The sequence below is a fragment of the Hyphomicrobium album genome, assembly GCF_009708035.1.
GTDB classification, from domain to species: domain Bacteria; phylum Pseudomonadota; class Alphaproteobacteria; order Rhizobiales; family Hyphomicrobiaceae; genus Hyphomicrobium_A; species Hyphomicrobium_A album.
In genome coordinates this window covers 583,497-601,856 of sequence record NZ_WMBQ01000002.1, presented here as the reverse complement: position 1 = coordinate 601,856, position 18,360 = coordinate 583,497, and the positions used below count along the sequence as shown (strand labels likewise).

The following is an 18,360-nucleotide window of genomic DNA, read 5'->3' as shown; positions in this document are numbered from 1 at the left end:
GGTTGGATCATAGATGCGGAAGGGGGGCCTGTCCGATGCAAATGGGCATCGGTGGGTAGGAATATTTCCTGGGCCCCGGGCCAAGGATCAGCGCCAGGGCAGCTTATCCTGGCGCGCCTCGTCGAACGCCTGGGCGAACTCGACCGCCCCGGGCTTGCGGGAGCTGGCGTCCATGCGCCGGGTGAATTCGGCCAGTAGCTCGGCAGAGGTTTTGTCGATGACCATCTTGTTCACGTAGTAGGCGCGGCGGGCAAAGAAGTTGGGCGTCGGGACGGTCAAGCCCACCGGTTGCATCATCTCCAGCCCCGTGCCCGGCCCCGACAGGTTCATCAGCTCAATTTCCTCGCCCGAGAGGTTCGTCACCCCCTTGCGGGCCGCGAAGTCCTTCAGGCCGCGCAGCTTCAGGGACTGCAGCCAGGGCCCGATGTCGCCATCAAGGTTGATGGCGTGCATGCCGTAGCCCTTCGCCGTCTGCGCGAAGGCCACGTGACGGTACCAGTTGTCGGGGACGGACTTGGCCGTCCGCAGCATCGCCTGCAGCGAGGCGATCTTGCGGTGCAGCTCGTCCACGCGGGCGGGATCGCGGGCGGCGGCCTTCAGCCGCTGCAGCCGCTTGATGAAGCTGTCCCCGTGCTTCACCAGCTCGCCGATGGTGTTGGCGTGCAGGAGCTGCGCGTAGCCGAGGGCCGAGGAGATCGGCTTGCCCTTCTTGGTGATCGGATTGATGCCGGCCTGCATGTCGGCCGTGCCGTCGCCGCCGGTCTCGAGCGCGTAGACGCGCACGACCTGCTCCTTGGCGAGACCCAAGGCAATGGCTTCTTCGGCGTAGCGGCGCTTGAACTCGCGCTCGGGGATGCGCGTCGGCTCGAACGCGTAATGCTGGCGACTGGCGGCGAGAAAGTCGGCGAGCCCCGGGATCGGCTTTTCCTGCTTGGAAGTTTGCGGTTGCTCCTGCGCGGCGAGGAAGCGCTCCCAGCGCTTGTCGAGGTCGGCGCCGAGCCGCGGCCCCTTATAGGTCGGAGGAAAAGTCCACACGTAGTCGTCAGCGTCGAAGAACTTGGTGTTGGCGCGCTTCAGCCGCCGGCCGGCGCGTTTCTTCTCGATGTCCTGCCAGTAGGCGTCGAGCATCCGGTCGTGCTGGTTCTTCGCCGTGCGCCAGGCGATGAACTCGTCATGCTGCGCAGCGGGCAGCGTCGCGAGGAAGTCCTGTACGCTGTCGGCCGCTGCGGCTCCGGGCCACGCACCCATCGCCGCCGCCAGCAAGGCGGCAGCCGCGAGGGCATTCCATCGGCAGCGCCGTGACCGCAACAGGGCCTCCTTCCGGCAACGAAGCCTGAGATTCTCGTGGGACTTGGACGTTATCGTGATTTGCCGAAGGTAAGCGAGCCGCAAGTTTTATGCGGGCAGTTAAGGAGCGATTCCTGTCTTGGAATCCAATAGTATGGTCGCAATGCACGATACCAGCGCTCGCCCCCATTCCCTGTTCACCGAGCATGCCTTGCGGCGCCGGGCCGAGGCGGTGCTGAGCAAATCGGTGCCGGTCGCCGACCCCAATGCGCCCGACACGCCCAGCGATTTCGACTTGAGCCCCGAGCTCGTTCCCGAGATCGCCCGCGCGCCGCTTGCCCCCGCCGCCGTCCTCATCCCGATCGTCGTGCGCCCCGAGCTGACCGTCCTGCTGACGCAACGCACCGAAGCCTTGCGGCGCCACGCCGGGCAGATCGCCTTCCCGGGCGGACGCATGGAGCCGACCGACCGCGATCCGATCGCGACGGCGCTGCGCGAGGCGCAGGAGGAGATCGGGCTCGATCCGTCGTTCGTCGAGCCGCTCGGCTATCTCGACGCCTACCGCACCGGCACCGGGTTTCGCATCTTTCCGGTGGTCAGCCTCGTCCGCGAAGGCTTCACCCTCGAACTCGACGCGCGCGAGGTGGCCGATACCTTCGAGGTGCCGCTCGCCTTCCTGATGGACGAAGCGAACCACCGCACGGAAGCGCGCACCTGGCTCGGCGTGGAACGGCGCTTTTATGCCATGCCGTTCGAGGATCGATACATTTGGGGCGCGACTGCAGGTATAATGAAGAACATGCACAAGAGGCTCTTTTCAGCATGATCCGCATCGTCGCCGAAAACATCTTGCTGTTTCTGCTGCCGGCCATCGTCTACGTCGCCTACGTCTACATGACGCGCGAGGAGAAGCAGGGCGCGATGCGCGTGCTCGACGATGCGCCGCTCATCTGGCTGTTCGTCGCCGGCGCGGCGCTCGTCGTCATCACGCTCGTGAGCTTCGGCTCGGTAACCGGCGGCAAACCCGGGCAGGTCTATACACCGCCCTCGTTCAAGGACGGACGCATCGAGCCGGGCCACATCGAATAGCAGCGGGACGCTTCATGCCGCGCGCAGACGACAGCGCCGGGCTGCCGAGCCTGGCTGACGCCGAATGGCTGCGACGCCCCGCGACGCGCGCGGTGTTCGCTGCCCTGCGCGCTGGCGGCGCCGAGGCGCGCGCGGTCGGCGGCGCGGTGCGCAACGCGCTCATGGGCGTTCCAGTGAAGGATGTCGACATCGCCACCACGGCGTCGCCCGAAGAGGTCATGCGCCTCGCCGCGCGCGCCGGGCTGCATTCGGTGCCGACGGGCATCGAGCACGGCACGGTGACGGTCATCGCCGACAAGGTACCCTTCGAGGTGACGACGCTGCGCCGCGACATCGAGACGTTCGGCCGGCACGCGCGCGTGACGTTCACGACCGACTGGCGCGAGGATGCGATGCGCCGCGACTTCACGATCAACGCGCTCTACTGCGATCTCGATGGCACCGTGCACGACCCGCTCGGGGGCCTCGGCGACCTCGAGGTGCAACGCGTGCGCTTCATCGGCGACGCGCGCGCGCGCATCCGCGAGGACTTCCTGCGTATCCTGCGCTTCTTCCGCTTCATGGCCCAGTACGGCGACGCCGATTTGCCGGACCCCGAGGGCCTGGCCGCCGTGCGCGCCGAAAAGGCCGGTCTCGCCCAGCTATCGGGCGAGCGCATCCGCGCCGAGCTCTTCCTGCTCCTCGCCGCCCCCGGCGCCGTGCCGGCGCTGCGCCTGATGCGCGACGCCGGGTTCATCGCGCCGCTCATCGGCGTTGACGGAAACGTCGAGACCGTCGCGCGGCTGGCGGCCATCGAGCGGCACTTGTCACGGTCGCCCGATCCAGTGCTGCGGCTCGCGGCGCTTTCGGCGGGCACGCAGGAGAACCTACGCGAGCGCCTCAAGCTGTCGGGCCTTGAAGCCGAGGGTCTCGCAACGGCCCTGCGCGGCGCCCCGGCCCTCGACCCGCGCCGCGACGAGCTTGCCGCCAAGGAATACATCTACCGGAACGGCGCTGCGGCGTTCACCGGCGGGGCGCTGGTCGACTGGGCACGGTCGAACGCCGACGTCGACGATGCGGCGCGGACCGAGCGCGCGAGCCTTGCCGAGCGGTGGAGCGCGCCCAAGTTGCCGGTGCGCGGCGCCGACGTCATCGCGCTCGGCGTGCCGGCCGGCCCCGGCGTCGGGCGCGTCATGGAAGCGTTCGAGATGTGGTGGATCGCGGCGGATTTTCCGACGGAGCCGAAGCGCATTGCCGCGCAACTCGCCGAGCTGGCGCGCGGCGAGCGCCGAGCCCGCCGCGACGCCTGAAGCCCTTAGGGCGAGAACAGTCCCTGGATCGCATCCGACAGGGTTGTCGGGCCGGAATTCGACGCCTGCTTTTTCTTGCGCCGGTTGTACTGCTGCTGCGACTGGCCGATCGGGCCGTCGTCCGACGCGGCGACGACATCGTCGGCCGGGTAGGCCGGCTGCTCGAAGCGGATCGACTTGCCGGTCAGCGCCGCGGCCGTGCGGCCGTCGAGACCGTAGAAATCGCCGTACGTCTGCAGCTGACCGCTGTCGTCGACGCGCATGGTGATGTAGGTCACGTGCACCGGGATGTGCTTATCGAGCTGCACCTCGCCGCCGCTGAACATGCTCCCCACCTTATCCGCCGACCAGCCCTTGTCCTCGGCAAGAAGCAGCTCGGCGAAGCGGCGGGGCTCGTGCACGCGCATGCAGCCGTGGCTCAGCGCGCGGAACGACTTGGCGAAGAGGTTCCGCTCCGGCGTGTCGTGCATGTAGACGTCATGCGAGTTGGGGAACATGAACTTCACGTCGCCAAGGGGGTTTTTCGGTCCTGGCGGCTGCTGGAAGCTGTAGTTTTGGATGTTGACGTTGGCCCAATCGACTGAGTTGGGATCGACCTGGCGGTTACCCGCGTAAACGCGCAGGTCATAGGCGTCGAGCACGGCCTGGGCCGAGTAGCCGCCGCCGAAGATGCCGAAGAACCCTGCACCCGAGCTTTTGCGCAGAAGCGGTGCCAGCTCCTTGGCCTTGATGCCGGAGGGCACGCCCCAGCTCGGGCGGAACACGATAGTCTTCATGTCGGCCGAAAACATCGGCGTCGGCCAGGAAGGCTGGCCGACGATGATCTCGTCGGTGTGGATCACCTTGCCGTTCTTGACGATGCGCGTGAGGAACTCCGGCACGTTGTCCCACACGTGGAATTCGCCGAGATCGGCCGGCACCCAGCGCCAGCGCTCCATGTTGATAAGTATGCGATCGATCTTCGACTGGTTGGTCGCCGGCGGCGCCGGCGCGGGGCCGCCGTTCATGACCTGGCGCGTGCCGTTGCCGATGATGCCGTCCTGCCGCAAGCTGTTGGCGCGCTGGAACTCGACCACCGCCTGCTGCAGCTTTTCGTCGTAGATGTTCTCGTTCGCCGGATCGTCGGCGGTCACTTTCAGACGCTGGCGTAGCAGCGCAATCTGCGGATCGGTAGCGCCGGGGCGAATGACGCCGCCCATCGGCAGCTTCACGGCGAGCGCCGAATCGACGACCGCGACCTCTTCCTTGATCTCGCCACCGCGCAGCTTCAGCAGCACCTGACGCAGTGCTTCGAACTGCGGATGCTTCGGGTGCAGCGACTGTAGATACGCCTCGGGCTTCGCTGCCGCAGCGATGTCGGTCAGCACCGTCTTTGGCGGAACGAGCGTCGGCTGCTGGTCCATGAGCTGCGAGATGCTGGCCGGATTGATGCGACCGCCGCGCGCATAGCGCGCGTATTTCAGGACGGCGAGCGCAACCTGCAGCTCCATCTCGGCGGCGGCTTCCGCCGTCTGCGTGCCGGCGGCTGCGGACGGCAGCTCGAATGCCGAGGCGGGCAGGCCCCAATTCTCGGCGCGGCTGATTTCGGAGACGACAGCCTTGCCCTTGTCGGTCAAGCCGGCCGTCGATGCCCAGACCGGCGTCCCGGTCATCTGCCCGTAATAGGCGGCGAGAGCGGCAGCCTCTTCCTCACCCGCTCTCTTGCCGAGCTCGGGCAGTCGCGTGCGGATGCCGGCGACGACGGGATCGGCCGGAGGAATGACCTGCGCCGGTTGCGCGGCAGCGCCGGTGACCGGATCGGGCAGCGCGGCGGTGGAGTTGGGTGCCGCACCGGGCGCCGCGGGAGGCGTGGCGGCAGCAGCAGGAGTCGTCGTCCCGGGAGCGGGAGCGGCAGCAGCGGGAGCCGGCGTTGCAGTAGCGGCCGGGGCAACAGGTGGCGTGGTCGCGGCGGTGGCCGCGGGCGGAGTTGCAGCCGGGGCTGCCGGTGTCGTCGCCGCGGTGGCGGCAGGTGTGGTGGTAGCAGGCGTGGCGGCTGCGGGTGCCGCGGCTACAGGCGCGGTCGCCGGCGCCGAACCGGGTGCGGCCGGCGCGGTCAGCTTCGCGCTCGGGTCCTCAACCTTGGCCTGCGCGGCGGGAGGAGCGGCGGGAGTCGTCGCCGGCTGAGCGCCTTGGGCGGCCGTCGCGGGCGGCGTCGTCGCCGGCGCGTTCTCGGCGCGTGCCGACACCACGCCAGTAACGCAAAGCGCCGCGATCGCCGGCAGAAGCCTGGCGCGCGCGGAAACAGCCGTCTTTTTCATCATCCCTCGGTCTCCAATAGCGCCTGCAAGCTAGGTGGAGAAAATGGCCGTGGCTGGGCCGGAATCGACGCAAACGGCACCTAAGGCATGTGGCTATCTATGGAATATCCCGTCAAGGCTAACATGGGTCCGGAGGGCCACAGTTCCGAACAAATACCCCCCCTAAATCGCGAAAAAGCCCCGGCCGACGGCCGGGGCTTCGCCATTCCTCAACAAGCCTGCGACGTGAACGGAACTTAGAAGTCCATCCCGCCCATGCCACCCATGCCACCGCCCGGCATCGGGCCGTGCGAGTGCTCTTTCTTGGGCAGCTCGGCGACCATCGCCTCGGTGGTGATCAGAAGGCCGGCAATCGACGCCGCATCCTGCAGGGCGCAGCGCACGACCTTGGCGGGGTCGATGACACCCTCGGCGACGAGATCGCCGTATTCGTGCGTCTGCGCGTTGTAGCCGAAGTTGTACTTAGCGTTTTCGAGGATCTTGCCGACGATCACTGAGCCGTCTTCGCCAGCGTTGGTGAAGATCTGGCGAGCCGGAGCCTGCAGCGCCTTCTTGACGATGGTGATGCCGACCTTCTGGTCCTCGTTGTCGACCTTGAGGTTCTCGAGCGCCTTGATGGCGCGCAGCAGTGCCACGCCGCCGCCGGGGACGATGCCCTCTTCGACGGCCGCACGCGTGGCGTGCAGGGCGTCGTCGACACGGTCCTTGCGCTCCTTCACCTCGACCTCGGTGGCACCGCCGACCTTCAGAACGGCAACGCCGCCGGCAAGCTTGGCCAGACGCTCCTGCAGCTTCTCGCGGTCGTAGTCCGAGGTGGTCTCCTCGATCTGCGCCTTGATCTGCTTCACGCGCGCTTCGATGTCGGCCTTGGCGCCGGCACCGTCGACGAGCGTGGTGTTCTCCTTGTCGATCGTCACCTTCTTGGCGCGGCCGAGCATCTGCAGGGTGACGTTCTCGAGCTTGATGCCGAGGTCCTCCGAGATCGTCTGGCCGCCAGTGAGGACGGCGATGTCCTCGAGCATGGCCTTGCGGCGATCGCCGAAGCCCGGCGCCTTGACGGCAGCAACCTTGAGGCCGCCGCGCAGCTTGTTGACGACGAGCGTGGCAAGCGCCTCGCCCTCGACGTCCTCAGCGATGATCAAAAGCGGCTTGCCCGACTGCACCACAGCCTCGAGCACGGGAAGCATGGCCTGCAGGCCCGAAAGCTTCTTCTCGTGGATGAGGATGTAGGGGTTCTCGAGCTCGGCAATCATCTTCTCGGCGTTGGTGATGAAGTACGGCGAGAGATAGCCACGGTCGAACTGCATGCCCTCGACGACGTCGAGCTCGGTGTCGAGGCTCTTCGACTCCTCGACCGTGATGACGCCCTCGTTGCCGACTCTCTTCATGGCTTCGGCGAGCTTGGCGCCGATCTCGGTGTCGCCGTTGGCGGAGATTGTGCCGACCTGGGCGATCTCGTCGTTCGACTTGATCTTCTGGGCCTTGCTCTTCAGCTCGTCGACGACGGCGGCGACGGCGAGGTCGATGCCGCGCTTCAGGTCCATCGGGTTGGCGCCGGCGGCAACCGACTTGGCGCCTTCCTTGACGATCGCCTGGGCGAGAACAGTGGCGGTGGTGGTGCCGTCGCCGGCGAGATCCGAGGTCTTGGAAGCGACCTCGCGCACCATCTGGGCGCCCATGTTCTCGAACTTGTCCTCGAGCTCGATCTCCTTGGCGACGGTAACGCCGTCCTTGGTGATGCGCGGGGCGCCGAACGACTTCTCGATGACGACGTTGCGGCCCTTGGGACCGAGCGTCACCTTCACCGCGTTGGCGAGGATGTCGACGCCGCGCAGCATCTTCTCGCGCGCGTCTTGACCGAACTTGACGTCTTTAGCGCTCATGGTGAGCAACTCCTGGATTGTTATGGGGTCGGCGTCGGGGAGGCTTAGGCGGCGGCCTTGACCTTGGTGCTGCCCTCGATCACGCCGAAGATGTCGCTCTCCTTCATGATGACGAGGTCCTCGCCGTCGATTTTCACCTCGGTGCCGCTCCACTTGCCGAACAGCACCCGGTCGCCGGGCTTCAGGTCGAGGGGGATTACCTTGCCGGCGTCGTCGCGAGCGCCGGGGCCGACGGCGATGACCTCGCCCTGGATCGGCTTTTCCTTGGCAGTGTCGGGGATGATGATCCCGCCCGCAGTCTTGGTGTCTTCCTCGATGCGGCGAACGACGACGCGATCATGGAGGGGACGGAACTTCATGGGTTCAACCTCATGATATTGATGGACTTCTGCGATTTTAAATGGGTTGCGGTAGCCGCAAGGAGCTACGTCGTGGCAGCCTCGGCCCCGCTCCGCGTATATGATCGAGGCTGTTAGCACAGTCAAGGTGTGAGTGCTAAAAATGACCACGGATAGCAGCGGCGCCCGCACTATCCCCGCGGGCGCATTAATGAACGCTTAGCGAGCGTTTCGAGGTGGGTGGCTACCTAGGCCGCGCGCCGGTGGAGACCCTCGCCGACCTCTTCGATGATCTTGGCGACGAAGGCGTCGATGTCGCCTGGATTGCGGGACGTGATGATCCCTTCGTCGACGGCCACCTCCTTATCCACCCAGCGGCCCCCGGCATTGAGCATGTCGGTGCGCACCGAAGTGTAGGACGTCACCTCGCGGCCCTTCACGGCGCCCGCTTCGATGAGCAGCCAAGGACCGTGACAGATGGCGGCGACGGGCTTGCCGGAGGCGACGAAGGCTTTGACGATCCCGACGGCCTTTTCGTTGGCCCGCAGCTTGTCCGGGTTGATCACGCCGCCGGGGAGCACGAGCGCGTCGTAGCTGTCTATGTTCACGGCATCGAGCGTCAGGTCGACTTTGACGGGCCGTCCCCAGTTGCCGTCCTTCCAGCCCGTGATTTCACCGCCTTGCGGCGCCGCAACCTCCACCTTGGCGCCTTTGGCACGCAGTTGCTCCAGAGGTTTTTCCAGCTCCGATTGCTCGAAGCCGTTGGTTGCCATGATGAGGATGCGGCTCTTGTCTATCGCGGGCATCGCCTTCTCCCTTTGTTGCGCGATACGGGATAACGGGAGAGAGCGCCGGGGCGTTCCAGGCTTAACTTTCTGGGCTCAAATGCAAATGGACCGCCACGTCTCGCGTAGCGGTCCATTGAAATGCTCGGGCTATGCCAAATTAGATGGCGAAATCCGTGATCTTGGCGCCTTTGGAGAGCTTGGCGACGAGCCAATTCGGCTTGCGTCCGCGGCCCGTCCACGTCTCCGACTTGTTGTCGGGATTGACGAACTTCGCCGCGCTCGACTTGCCGCGACCGCGACCGCCAAACAGCTCATTTACGGAAAAGCCCCGCTTTTCAGCCAGCTGCGCCAATGCCTGCTTAACTTCCGACCGTTCGCGATCGCGGGCGGCGTTGATCGCCTTCTGCACTTTGGCCTCGAGCTCCAGCAGATCTTTCAACGACATCTTATCGACATTGGGGGTGGCCATTCGGCAGTCCTTCCTCTAATCAACGCACGGCAATTCGCCATTACCACATCTAGAAGTGCTTGGATTACTTTTTGCCTTCCATTTGTCAAGCAGCCACAAAGAAAATCGGCCGAGAAACTGTATCTTCGTTAGCCGCGGCATTGCAACCGTACCGCGCAGTAAAACCATGTGCACGCGCCCGACATAAATGATGCCTATTTTTCATTCCGCCCAATAGGGCATCGGGGGCGGGTTGAAAACAAATGGCGATTCCGGCCGCGCCCTGATCATTCGGCGTTCGCCGGACGTTCAGCCACCGTTCAGGTGCCGGGCCATAGGGTCGTGCAACCCTGAACTCCCATCTTCCCCGGAGTGATCCACGAGGGCGCAGCGTTCAGGGTCGCTGCGCCCTCACCCCTTTCCCGCTCATTCCACGATTGCAAATCGTGCGCGCCACTGCGCCGCCGATCGGAACTCCCAACTCCGAGGCCGCGTTTGCCATGTCGCATGCGAGCCGGTAGGTTCCCGCCGCAAATCAATTCCGACCCAGCACCACCTCCGGAGGCCTGAGATCATGACATTCAAGCTGCCGCCGCTCCCCTATGCGTACGACGCGCTCGCGCCGTTTATGTCGGCTGAAACGCTGGAATATCACCACGACAAGCACCATCAGGCCTATGTCGATATGGCCAACAAGCTGATCCCCGGCTCGAAATACGAAGGCAAGAGCATCGAGGAGATTTGCAAGCTGGCCTACGCCGACAAGGCGCAGCCGATCATCAACAACGTCGGCCAGGACTACAATCACAACCATTTCTGGCAGTGGATGAAAAAGGGCGGCGGCGGCAACAAACTGCCGGGCACCGTCCAGAAGCTCGTCGACGGCTATGGTGGCTTCGACAAGGTCCGCACCGACTTCATCGAGAACGGCAAGACCCAGTTCGGCTCGGGCTGGACGTGGCTCGCCGTCAAAGACGGAAAGCTCGAGCTCATCAAGACGCCGAACGGCGAGAACCCGCTGATGCACGGCGCCTCGCCGATCCTCGGCTGCGACGTGTGGGAGCACAGCTACTACATCGACTATCGCAATGCCCGCCCGAAGTACCTCGAGGCGTGGTTCGACAATCTCATCAATTGGGAGCACGTCGAGGAAATGGCCGCCAAGTCGGCCTGATCTTAGGCCTCACCGAAACTGAAAACGGCGCTGTCCACCCGGGCAGCGCTGTTTTCATTTCAAGTTCACCGCGCAGGCGTTTCAGCGCCCGCGAATGCTCTTCATGATGATGCCCTTGATCATCGACACGATGCTGCGCGAGATCGAGCGCTGCATTTCCCGGCCGATCATCTCGCCCATGCCCTGGCGATGCCGCCCGCTCGACCCCTTGCCGCCGAAGATGACGTCCGTCCAGCCGCCGCCGGCCGAAGCTTGCTCCTTCGAAGCCGCAGCCTGCGAGCCGCGCTGCGCTAAGATCTCCTCGGCGCTCTCGCGGTTCTTCACCTGATCGTATTTGCCGCTGAACGGGCTCGCGGCGATGATCGCCCGGCGCTCCGCGTCCGTGATCGGGCCGATGCGGCCCTCGGGCGGACGGATCAGCGTCCGCTGCACGATCGACGGCTCGCCCTTGTTCTCCAGCATCGAGACGAGCGCCTCGCCCACCTTCAATTCGAGGATGACGCGCTCGGTGTCGAGCTCAGGGTTGCGCCGGAACGTCTCCGCCGCCGCCCGCACCGCCCGCTGCTCCTGCGGGGTGAAGGCGCGCAGCGCATGCTGCACGCGGTTGCCGAGCTGCGCCGATACCGAGTTCGGCACGTCCATCGGGTTCTGCGTGATGAAGTAGACGCCGACGCCCTTGGAGCGCACCAGGCGCGCGATCTGCTCGATGCGATCCATCAGCGCCTTGGGCGCGTCGTCGAACAGCAGATGCGCCTCGTCGAAGAAGAACACCAGCTTCGGCTTGGGCTGATCGCCGACCTCGGGCAGCGTCTGCCACAGCTTGGTCAGCATCCACAAAAGGAACGTCGCGTAGAGGCGCGGCTTCTCCATCAGCTTTTCGGCCGACAGGATATTGATCACGCCGCGGCCGTCGGGTGCCGTGCGAATGAAATCCCAGATGTCGAGCGCCGGCTCGCCGAAGAAATGATCGGCGCCCTGCTCGTCGAGCACCAGCAGGCGGCGCTGGATGGCGCCCACCGACGTTATCGCCACGTTGCCGTACTTGGTCGTCAGCTCTTTGGCGCGCGACGCCACGTTGTTGATGATGGCGCGCAAGTCACCGAGGTTGATGAGGGGCAGCTTCTCTTCCGAGGCGACACGGAAGGCGATGTTGAGCACGCCCTCCTGCACGTCGTTGAGCTCCAGCATGCGCGACAGGAGCAGCGGCCCCATGTCCTCGACGGTGGCGCGGATCGGATGCCCGCCGGCGCCGAACACGTCCCACAGCACGACGGGCGACGCGCTGTTCTTGTAATTCTCGAGGCCGACTTCGGCGGCTCGCTTCAGCAGAAAGTCCTTCGGCTCGCCCACCTCGGCGATGCCGGAAAGATCGCCCTTGATGTCGGCGGCGAACACCGGAACGCCGGCGCGCGAGAAGCCTTCTGCCAGCACCTGCAGCGTCACCGTCTTGCCGGTGCCCGTGGCGCCGGTGATGAGGCCGTGCCGGTTCGCCAGGGTAAGATCGAGGTACTCGGGCTTGACGCTCTTACCGACGAAGATCTTGCCGTCCTGCAAAACCGATTGGCTCATAGCTGTCTCCGGCCTCCAAAGGCGGCCCGACTCGAAGGGGCTGACCGCCGTTCGCTCTTGGCATGGGAGGATACCCTTTGCAAACATCGGTTGCATGGCGGACTTGGGGAAAAGTATCGATGTGACGAACCCGGTTTAGCGCGGCGCGCCGAAGCGACGCGGCGATGGGCCAAGCGACGCTTTCGGCGTGCGAATTCGCGCCGGAACCGACTATAGAGAGAGCCCACGCGTCCGCCGCCGGATGCCGCCTGCAACCGAGATCGCCTGCCCATGACCGACACGTCCGCTCCCGTCGAACTCGCCTCCGGCTTTACGCCCGCCACCTACGAGAAGTGGCGTCAGCTGGTCGATAAGGCATTGAAGGGAGCCGATTTCGAGCGCCGGCTGGTCGCCAAGACTGCCGACGGCCTGCGCATCGAGCCGCTCTATTCGCGCGCCGACACGCTCCCCGGCGCGCAAGCTGCGGTCCCCGGCAAGGCGCCGTTCACGCGCGGCACTCACGCGGCGGCGCAGGACCTCGGCTGGCAGATCCACCAGCGCGTCGTCGACGCCGACCCGAAGGCGGCCAACAAGGCGATCCTGGAAGAGCTGGAGGGCGGCGCCAACGGCGCCGTCTTGCAGATCGCCGGCCCGGGGCAGTACGGCATCAAGATCGCGAGCGCCGACGACGCGGCCGAGACGCTGCCCGGCGTGCTCGTCGACTACGCGCCCATCCAGCTCTTGGGCGGCGTCGCCGGCCTCGAGGCAGCGCGCCACTACCTGCGCGCGCTCGCCGCCTTGAAGCGGGAAGACGGCGGAACGGCGGTGTCGCGCCTCAACGTCGATCCCATCGGCACCTTCGCGCGTTTCGGCGCGACGTGGGCGCCCGTCGAACAGGCCGTTGCCGATACGGTCAAGCTCGCCGCCGAGGCGCGCAAGGCGGAGCGGCCGCTGACCACGGTCCTCGTCGACGCGACCGTGCCGCACGAGGCCGGCGCCAGCGAGGCCCAGGAGCTGGCGTTTCTCGCCGCCTCCCTCGTCGCCTACCTGCGCGCCTTCGAAAAAGCCGGCGTGGCGCCGAACGACGCCTTCCCCCAAATCGCCTTTGCCCTGTCGGTCGATACGGATCTGTTCCTCAATGCGGCCAAGGTGCGTGCCGCGCGCAAGATCATCGCGCGTATTGCCGAGGCGAGTGGCGCCTCGGCTGCCTCGACGTACATCACGGCGGTCACCTCGGCGCGCATGATGGCGAAGCGCGATCCTTGGACCAACATGCTGCGCACCACCGCGGCCTGCGCGGCGGGTGCCTTCGGCAGCGCCGACGCCGTCACGGTGCTCCCCTTCACCTGGGCGCTCGGTGTTCCCGACCGCTTTGCGCGGCGCGTCGCCCGCAACACGCAGCTCGTTCTGCAGGAGGAATCGCAGCTCGGCCGCGTCGCCGATCCGATCGGCGGCTCCTGGTACGTCGAGAAGCTCACCGAAGAGCTCGCAACGCGAGCGTGGACAATCTTCCAGGATCTCGAGGCCGAAGGCGGCATCATCGCCGCGCTGTCGTCGGGCGGATTGCAGGACGACATCGCCAAGATCGCCGAGATGCGCGCCAAGAACATTGCAACGGGCCGCGTCGAGCTGACCGGGGTCTCGGTGTTCCCGTTCCTCGGCGATGACGGCGTGAAGATCACGCCGTTCCCAGCGGCCGCCGCCGCGCCGCAGGGGACCGTGCGCGCGCTCACCCCGCATCGGCTTGGCGAAGCGTTCGAGAAGCTGCGCGACGCGGGCGACGCCTTTCTCGCCAAGACCGGCAAGCGCAAGCGCGTGTTCATGGCCAACCTCGGCGAGATCGCCGAGCACAACCGCCGCTCGCAATGGATGTGGAACTTCCTCGCCACCGGCGGCATCGAGGGCCTGACCAGCGACGGCTACAAGAGCGCGGCCGAAGCCGCCGAGGCATTCAAGGCTTCCGGCGCCAAGATCGCCTGCATCTGCTCGTCCGACGAGGTTTATGCGCTGCAGGGCGAAGCCGCGGCGCAAGCCCTGAAGGCAGCCGGCGCGGCCCGTGTGTTTCTGGCCGGACGCCCCGGCGAGGCCGAGGCGGCGCTCCGTGCCGCCGGCGTCGACGGCTTCCTCTATGCGGGACAGGACGCCATCGCCTCGCTGGAAGGCCTGCACAAATCGCTCGCGCAGGGCTAAGTATTACGCGTCGGAGCGCCGCAACGGAGGACCCCCGTGGCCAGCTTGCGCTTTCTCGCCAGTCTATTCGCGCTGATCGCCGTCGTTGCACTCGTCGCCGACGCGACGCCGGCGCTCAACGGCACGGGGCCGTTCGAAGCGCATAGCGTCATCAACTACTGGACGGAGCTGGCGCCGGCATCGCTCGTCGCCACGCGCGCCAATATCGTCAGCATGACGTTTCCCTGGGTGTGGAACCCGATGATCCTGAGCGTGCTCACCGCTCCGATGTCGGTGCTGTTCGGCGGCCTGGCACTCGTCTGCGGCTACTTAGGCCGCCGCCGCTTGCAGATGAAGGTCCACGTCAACTAAGAGCGCGCTACTTCTTCTTCGCCGGGCTGGCGGCCGGCGCGGTGGCGCTGCCCATGATCGACTTGGTGATGCTGGTCAGCGCCGGCGGCAGGCCGCTGCTCGGCGGGTAGGCGATATCGAGCGCGATGCCCAGCACCATGAGACCGACCAGCAGGCCGATGATGCGCATCACCCACTTGCGGTGGCTCTTGTTGAGCGCCTCGATCTCCGCCTCGGGGACCTCGCCCGCGGCTTCCGCGAGAAACTCCTTCTTGAGACCGAAGTACTTCTTCTGCAGCGAGCGGCGCACGTTGCCCTTGTGCTCGACTTGCAACCCGGCGCGCTCGGCGATCTTCTGAGCGATCTCCGGGTAGGGGAAGCACGGGTCGCTGTTGGCCTCGCTGACGTAGCCGAGCTTCACCGCGCTATCGTCCTTGAGAACGAGGCGCGCGCCCTGCAGCAGCACCGGCGCCATTGAGCCGCCGTAGATTTCGCGGCGCGTCTCGACCGCCTTGATCTGATCGTAGGGGATGTCGTGGCTGCGGTAGCGCACGACAGGCGTCGGACCGCGTCCGGCCGGCAGCGTCATCTTCACCGAGTTTTCGCCCAGCTCGATGCGCGTCATCAGCGAGTGCATCACCTCGATGAACAACAGAAACATGATGACGGTGAATCCGGCGGCGAGCACGAGCAGGCCGAAGGTGCCGGTCCACACCCCCTGCGACAGCCGCCAAAACAGCATCGGCGGCAGGCTGATGAAGAACGGCAGGAGGATGAGAAACACAAACGCGAACGCGAACTTACGGCCGCCCCCGGCAGCATAAAGTGTGCGCTCGGGCTTTTTTATCGGCGCGGCAAGGGCTGCGTCCCCCATCGCTGCAACATCCGCCATCGCGCCAGCCCCCCTTAACGTTTCACCGCAGCATGCTCAGATAACATCACAATAACATGACCCTAGGAGGGTCTGCCGGGTAAGCCGCCGAGAGACTATATCAGGGCCTGTCATCATCCAATCGGGGTTGAGCCATGCTTTTCCGCAAAGACAAGGTTTCGATGCCGACCGCGGCCACGGCGCTGAAGGGCCGTCCGACGCCGATCCTCACCGCCCACGAGCACGACATCTTCTCGCGTCCCCTGAAGGGTCCCTACCCTGCGGGCCTCGAGACGGCGATGTTCGGCATCGGCTGCTTCTGGGGTGCCGAGCGCAAGTTCTGGAACCTCGGGGCCGGCATCTGGATCACCGCAGTCGGCTACGCCGGCGGCTTCACGCCCAATCCGACGTACGAGGAGGTGTGCACCGGGCAGACCGGGCACAACGAGGTCGTGCTCGTCGTCTACGATCCGAAGGAGATCAGCTATGAGCAGCTCCTGAAGACGTTCTGGGAGAGCCACAACCCGACGCAGGGCATGCGCCAGGGCAATGACGTCGGCACGCAGTACCGCTCGGGGATCTACTACTTCACCGATGCGCAGCGGCAGGCGGCGGAGGCGTCGAAGGCGGAGTATCAGAAGGCGCTCGGCGACAACGGCTTGGGGCAGATCACGACCGAGGTTCTCCCGGCGCCGGAGTTCTTCTTCGCCGAGGACTATCACCAGCAGTACCTGTCGAAGGTCCCGCACGGCTACTGCGGGCTCGGCGGCACGGGCGTCACCTGCCCGATGCCGACCGGCGTTGCAGCGGCCTGATCCGGCTACTTCGTCACCGCTGACGCTGGCGTCGCTTGCGCTGCCGGCGCGGCGGCGGCCGGTGCCGGCGGCGGCGACGAGGCAACCTCGCTGCCGGTGTCGGGCTTCGTGCCGGGGCTGTTGAGCACGATTTTGCATTCGGCCGGCAGCTGTTCCATCGTGACCTGACGGCGCTCGCTGTCGGGAACGATCTTCGTGCCGGGCTTGGGTTGCGGCTTCTTCAGCGACGCCTCGATCGTCTTCAGCCAGTTGTCGACTTCCTTGCCGCAACCGTCGTCGCCCGAGACCGCCGGCTGTGACTCGCAGCCGCCGTTGGGGCAGCCGATGCGAATGTGGAAGTGATAGTTGTGCCCCCAGATCGGCCGCACCTTGCCGAGCCACGCACGGTCCTTGCCGGCGGCCTGGCACAGCGCCTTCTTGATCGCCGGATTGACGAATATGCGCTCCACCGCCGGATAGGACGCGGCGCGCTTGATGATCGCGACGTGCGCCGGGGTGAACACCTTCGGATCGACCGCGAGGCTCGTCTTGTCGAGCATCGTGGTCGCCTGGATCTCCTCGCGCTCCTGACGCGTCAGCACGCGATCGGGCATCGGCGTCAGCCAGATGTCGGCGTCGAGGCCAACCTGGTGGCTCGCATGGCCGGTCAGCATCGGGCCGCCGCGCGGCTGCGAGATGTCGCCGACCAGAAGTCCGGTCCAGCCGTCCTGGCGCGATTCACTGGCAAAGCGCTTCAACAGCTTGATGAGCTTGGGGTGGCCCCAGGCGCGATTGCGCGATAGGCGCATCGCCTGCCAATCGGGGCCGGAGTCGGCGAGGTGGACACCGCCGGAGAGGCAGCCCTTGGAGTACCAGCCGAGTGCCCGGGGCGCGAGTGCCGAGGCGGTCGGCTTCTTGCTGAACAGATCGCGGGCGAGGACCTTCGGCTTCTTGTCCTTTTCCTTTTTGTCGGCGGCTTTTTTGTCGGCGGCTTTCTTGTCGCCAGCCTTGCCGGCCGCGCCCTGCTCGACTTTCGGCGCGGGCGTGGGGACGGCTGCGGGCGCAGCTGCCGGAGTGCGCTTTGCCTGGACCGGCGCTGGAACTTTTGCGGTGGGGTCCGCCGCCAGTGCGTACGGTGCCGCGGCGAGACATCCAATGAGGAAAAAAATTCGGGTGCGATGCATAGCTCCCCCCAAAGCAATGTTCAGGCCATACTAAACGCATACGGCTAAAAAGCGACCCTCGGTTGCAGCAGCCAGTTAACGATCGCAGTCGCGATAGGCGGTTGATCTGTGACGCAATTTCTTACCAACGGCACGCCTGGGGCCAAGATCCATGTCGTCTTGGCGCACGGCGCCGGAGCGGCGATGACCAGCCCGTTTCTCGAGACAATGGCCGGCCTGCTCGTCGAGCGCGGGATGCAGGTATCGCGATTCGAGTTCGACTATATGGCGGCGCGGCGCGAGGGCGGAAAACGCCGGCCGCCGCCGCGCGCCGAATTGCTCGTGCCGGAGTATAAGCGCGCGGTCGCGGAGCTGCGGGCGCAGGGCGCGGCGAAGCAGAAGCTGTTCATCGGCGGCAAGTCGCTCGGCGGCCGGGTAGCGAGCCTCGTCGCTGACGAGCTTTTCGACGAGGGCGCGGTCGCGGGGCTGGTGTGCCTCGGCTATCCGTTCCACCCGCCAGCCAAGCCCGACAACCTGCGCACCGCGCACCTCGAGCATCTGCGCTGCCCGGCGCTCATCGTGCAGGGCGAGCGCGACCCGTTCGGCTCCCGGTCGGAGGTTGAAAGCTACGCACTGTCGCCGGTCATCCGCTTTGTCTGGGCCGGGGATGGCGACCACGATCTTGGCCCGCGCGGCGGCAGGGGCTTCACGCGCAAAGGCAACCTCGCGCTCGCCGCCGACGCCGTAGCCGAATTCACGGCCGGCGCCGGCTGACGACGCCTCGCCTATTCCTTAGTGTCGGATGTCGGTAGCCACGGGCCGGTCTGCAAGGTCGCTGAGTACGATATCCACAGGCTGATGCAGCCCGGCC

General features: G+C 66.0%; 17 protein-coding genes. 8 read left to right on the top strand and 9 right to left on the bottom strand.

Going from position 1 to position 18,360, the window contains the following annotated elements:
- Positions 1–87 precede the first annotated feature (87 nt).
- Positions 88–1,248, bottom strand: coding sequence for a hypothetical protein (locus GIW81_RS14950; RefSeq protein WP_210251945.1), 1,161 nt, complete (start codon positions 1,246–1,248; stop codon positions 88–90).
- A gap of 202 nt (positions 1,249–1,450) precedes the next feature.
- Between GIW81_RS14950 and GIW81_RS14945 the strand changes: the two genes are divergently transcribed.
- The 3 genes from GIW81_RS14945 to GIW81_RS14935 are packed head-to-tail and all read left to right on the top strand — an operon-like array spanning position 1,451 to position 3,665.
- Positions 1,451–2,113, top strand: a complete 663-nt coding sequence (locus GIW81_RS14945; RefSeq protein ID WP_154740784.1) for a CoA pyrophosphatase — start codon at positions 1,451–1,453, stop codon at positions 2,111–2,113.
- Positions 2,110–2,376, top strand: coding sequence for a DUF6111 family protein (locus GIW81_RS14940; RefSeq protein WP_154740161.1), 267 nt, complete (start codon positions 2,110–2,112; stop codon positions 2,374–2,376). Before GIW81_RS14945 ends, GIW81_RS14940 begins: the two co-directional genes overlap by 4 nt.
- Positions 2,377–2,390: 14 nt before the next feature.
- A complete protein-coding gene (locus GIW81_RS14935; protein ID WP_154740160.1) occupies positions 2,391–3,665 on the top strand; it encodes a CCA tRNA nucleotidyltransferase in 1,275 nt (424 codons plus the stop codon).
- A gap of 5 nt (positions 3,666–3,670) precedes the next feature.
- On the opposite strand, the gene GIW81_RS14930 is transcribed toward GIW81_RS14935, so the two are convergent.
- The 5 genes from GIW81_RS14930 to GIW81_RS14910 form a co-directional block, all read right to left on the bottom strand.
- Positions 3,671–5,965, bottom strand: coding sequence for a L,D-transpeptidase family protein (locus tag GIW81_RS14930; RefSeq protein ID WP_154740159.1), 2,295 nt, complete (start codon positions 5,963–5,965; stop codon positions 3,671–3,673).
- Positions 5,966–6,198: 233 nt separating this feature from the next.
- The gene (gene groL / locus GIW81_RS14925) at positions 6,199–7,845 is read right to left on the bottom strand and encodes a chaperonin GroEL (RefSeq protein ID WP_154740158.1); all 1,647 of its coding nucleotides are present in this window, start codon (positions 7,843–7,845) and stop codon (positions 6,199–6,201) included.
- Between the two features lie 44 nt (positions 7,846–7,889).
- On the bottom strand, positions 7,890–8,204 hold the full coding sequence (locus GIW81_RS14920) for a co-chaperone GroES (protein ID WP_154740157.1): 315 nt from the start codon (positions 8,202–8,204) through the stop codon (positions 7,890–7,892).
- A 227-nt stretch (positions 8,205–8,431) separates the two neighbouring features.
- A complete protein-coding gene (locus GIW81_RS14915; protein ID WP_154740156.1) occupies positions 8,432–8,989 on the bottom strand; it encodes a type 1 glutamine amidotransferase domain-containing protein in 558 nt (185 codons plus the stop codon).
- Positions 8,990–9,128: 139 nt separating this feature from the next.
- Positions 9,129–9,440, bottom strand: a complete 312-nt coding sequence (locus GIW81_RS14910; protein ID WP_154740155.1) for an H-NS histone family protein — start codon at positions 9,438–9,440, stop codon at positions 9,129–9,131.
- Between the two features lie 553 nt (positions 9,441–9,993).
- On the opposite strand from GIW81_RS14910, the gene GIW81_RS14905 reads away from it, so the two are divergent.
- A complete protein-coding gene (locus tag GIW81_RS14905) occupies positions 9,994–10,593 on the top strand; it encodes a superoxide dismutase (protein WP_154740154.1) in 600 nt (199 codons plus the stop codon).
- 81 nt (positions 10,594–10,674) lie between these two features.
- On the opposite strand, the gene GIW81_RS14900 is transcribed toward GIW81_RS14905, so the two are convergent.
- Positions 10,675–12,162, bottom strand: coding sequence for a helicase HerA-like domain-containing protein (locus GIW81_RS14900; protein ID WP_154740153.1), 1,488 nt, complete (start codon positions 12,160–12,162; stop codon positions 10,675–10,677).
- 270 nt (positions 12,163–12,432) lie between these two features.
- Here GIW81_RS14900 and GIW81_RS14895 point away from each other — a divergent pair, with 270 nt between their 5' ends.
- Entirely contained in the window at positions 12,433–14,331 is a 1,899-nt protein-coding gene (locus GIW81_RS14895) for a methylmalonyl-CoA mutase subunit beta (RefSeq protein WP_154740152.1), read from the top strand.
- Between the two features lie 36 nt (positions 14,332–14,367).
- Positions 14,368–14,682 (top strand): hypothetical protein, encoded by a 315-nt coding sequence (locus GIW81_RS14890; protein WP_154740151.1) that lies wholly within the window; start codon positions 14,368–14,370, stop codon positions 14,680–14,682.
- Between the two features lie 7 nt (positions 14,683–14,689).
- On the opposite strand, the gene GIW81_RS14885 is transcribed toward GIW81_RS14890, so the two are convergent.
- Entirely contained in the window at positions 14,690–15,535 is an 846-nt protein-coding gene (locus tag GIW81_RS14885; RefSeq protein WP_154740150.1) for a hypothetical protein, read from the bottom strand.
- A gap of 152 nt (positions 15,536–15,687) precedes the next feature.
- Here GIW81_RS14885 and msrA point away from each other — a divergent pair, with 152 nt between their 5' ends.
- Positions 15,688–16,347, top strand: a complete 660-nt coding sequence (msrA, locus tag GIW81_RS14880) for a peptide-methionine (S)-S-oxide reductase MsrA (RefSeq protein WP_154740149.1) — start codon at positions 15,688–15,690, stop codon at positions 16,345–16,347.
- Between the two features lie 5 nt (positions 16,348–16,352).
- On the opposite strand, the gene mepA is transcribed toward msrA, so the two are convergent.
- Positions 16,353–17,510, bottom strand: a complete 1,158-nt coding sequence (gene mepA / locus GIW81_RS14875; protein ID WP_154740148.1) for a penicillin-insensitive murein endopeptidase — start codon at positions 17,508–17,510, stop codon at positions 16,353–16,355.
- Positions 17,511–17,618: 108 nt separating this feature from the next.
- On the opposite strand from mepA, the gene GIW81_RS14870 reads away from it, so the two are divergent.
- Positions 17,619–18,263: an alpha/beta family hydrolase gene (locus GIW81_RS14870; RefSeq protein ID WP_324615054.1), complete on the top strand. Its 645-nt coding sequence runs from the start codon at positions 17,619–17,621 to the stop codon at positions 18,261–18,263.
- Positions 18,264–18,360: the final 97 nt, after the last annotated feature.

Excerpts from the sequence above, each read along its gene's own strand:
- GIW81_RS14920 (WP_154740157.1), bottom strand. The coding sequence starts at position 8,204 with ATGAAGTTCCGTCCCCTCCATGATCGCGTCGTCGTTCGCCGCATCGAG.
- GIW81_RS14915 (WP_154740156.1), bottom strand. The coding sequence starts at position 8,989 with ATGCCCGCGATAGACAAGAGCCGCATCCTCATCATGGCAACCAACGGC.
- GIW81_RS14895 (WP_154740152.1), top strand. The coding sequence starts at position 12,433 with ATGACCGACACGTCCGCTCCCGTCGAACTCGCCTCCGGCTTTACGCCC.
- GIW81_RS14945 (WP_154740784.1), top strand. The coding sequence starts at position 1,451 with ATGCACGATACCAGCGCTCGCCCCCATTCCCTGTTCACCGAGCATGCC.
- GIW81_RS14905 (WP_154740154.1), top strand. The coding sequence starts at position 9,994 with ATGACATTCAAGCTGCCGCCGCTCCCCTATGCGTACGACGCGCTCGCG.
- GIW81_RS14900 (WP_154740153.1), bottom strand. The coding sequence starts at position 12,162 with ATGAGCCAATCGGTTTTGCAGGACGGCAAGATCTTCGTCGGTAAGAGC.
- GIW81_RS14885 (WP_154740150.1), bottom strand. The coding sequence starts at position 15,535 with ATGGGGGACGCAGCCCTTGCCGCGCCGATAAAAAAGCCCGAGCGCACA.
- GIW81_RS14910 (WP_154740155.1), bottom strand. The coding sequence starts at position 9,440 with ATGGCCACCCCCAATGTCGATAAGATGTCGTTGAAAGATCTGCTGGAG.
- GIW81_RS14950 (WP_210251945.1), bottom strand. The coding sequence starts at position 1,248 with ATGGGTGCGTGGCCCGGAGCCGCAGCGGCCGACAGCGTACAGGACTTC.
- mepA (WP_154740148.1), bottom strand. The coding sequence starts at position 17,510 with ATGCATCGCACCCGAATTTTTTTCCTCATTGGATGTCTCGCCGCGGCA.
- GIW81_RS14940 (WP_154740161.1), top strand. The coding sequence starts at position 2,110 with ATGATCCGCATCGTCGCCGAAAACATCTTGCTGTTTCTGCTGCCGGCC.
- msrA (WP_154740149.1), top strand. The coding sequence starts at position 15,688 with ATGCTTTTCCGCAAAGACAAGGTTTCGATGCCGACCGCGGCCACGGCG.
- GIW81_RS14935 (WP_154740160.1), top strand. The coding sequence starts at position 2,391 with ATGCCGCGCGCAGACGACAGCGCCGGGCTGCCGAGCCTGGCTGACGCC.
- GIW81_RS14930 (WP_154740159.1), bottom strand. The coding sequence starts at position 5,965 with ATGATGAAAAAGACGGCTGTTTCCGCGCGCGCCAGGCTTCTGCCGGCG.
- groL (WP_154740158.1), bottom strand. The coding sequence starts at position 7,845 with ATGAGCGCTAAAGACGTCAAGTTCGGTCAAGACGCGCGCGAGAAGATG.